Below are 1,378 nucleotides of genomic sequence, written 5' to 3' on the forward strand. Positions count from 1 at the left end.
TTCCAGGGTTTTGGCATACAAGCGGGTTAGCTCTTCGTTCGCGGCCTTTAGCTCGGCGCTAGCCGACGCGATCTCTTTGCTGCGGGCGAACAGTTCAACTTCCATTTTTACGGCCTGAGCGCGTAAGGCTTCGTTGAGTTGGTTTTGCTCCACACCTTGCTGTTTGACGCGAATAAAATCCGTGAGATCTTCAGCCCTATGCAGAATATAGGCCACACTGCCGTCCTGGCCGAGTATGGGGATATTGATCGGACTCCAATAACGCTCCTCAAAGCTCCCGCCATCGGGTCTGGGAATATCATATTTTTGGACCGGCATCGTGTCCGGTTTGCCCGACAGCAAGACGCGTTGCAAGGAAGCGCGTAAATTTCGCTGACCTTCCGCGGTGGGATCATCGGGATTATCGGGAAATATTTGAAACATCGTTTTCCCCAATATGTCCTCCCGGCGCGTTAAAGTTGCACGGGTATAGGCATTGCTGACGGCGACGATTTCCAGTTTGGCGTTTAAGACCAGATAGAGATCCGGAGATGATTCGAATAACAGGCGGAAATCCAAATCGTCCCCCGGGGATATGAAATCATGCATATATTCAATCACCATTGAAGTGTTCCCGCGACGGGCAACAGATCAAGCCGCGAACCGGAAATCGTGTTCTAACGAATGACAAGCGGTTGACGTCCTAAATTGGCCTATACCTTCTGTTCTTGTTTTGCTTCCGTCGAAGGGCTTGGGCAAATTGTGTTTGGAATATTAGAAAAGGGGCGTATACCGAATCGAGGGTCGCATCTGTTGCGGCGGCGATTCGATCGGTCGGAACGAGATAATGGTCCGTTCGATCGTGCCGGCTACTTTACCCATTTCGCGATGGTTTTGCAGCTAATCGGGGTCAATTGATTTCGGAAGCGAAACCAGCGCCAGGCTAGCGTCATCCTGAAAATCAAATGTGAGTCCCGCGATAGGACGGCCAAACAAGCGGTTGCCCAAGCCCGTGTGTTCTTCGCCGGACAATCAAACCCCTCAAACGGCTGTTGCCTGCCGCAAGCGTTCGTGGCTTGCGGAAACCAATGAAATCCGCGTTAGCGGAACGGGGCTAGGCCCCGTCAAGCTAACACGCCCGGCGGACGCGAAGAGGAATAAGCGTTACCAGGTCCGAACTCGAAAATTTGCTCAGTCGTCAGCGAGTTTAGACAAATCCCGCACCGCGCCCTTGTCGGCCGAGGTGGCGAAGTGGGCGTAGGCTTTCAACGCGACCGATACCTTGCGCGGACGCGGCTTGGCCGGTTTCCAACCCAGTTGGTCCTGTTCGGCCCGGCGTCGGGCCAGTTCGTCGTCGGACAGTAATACATCGATGGTCCGGTTAGGAATGTCGATGCGG

At 53.8% G+C, this 1,378-nt stretch carries 1 protein-coding gene and 1 pseudogene; both read right to left on the bottom strand.

The annotated features are described in order from the left end of the window. Positions 1 to 603 (bottom strand): PAS domain-containing protein (locus AC3B8H_RS21345; RefSeq protein WP_488443515.1); only part of this gene is annotated, 603 nt, incomplete at its 3' end. A 567-nt stretch (positions 604 to 1,170) separates the two neighbouring features. Then, positions 1,171 to 1,378: pseudogene (locus AC3B8H_RS21350) on the bottom strand (dihydroxy-acid dehydratase); the annotation flags it as partial.

Source organism: Methylomonas sp. BG-2, assembly GCF_057766305.1.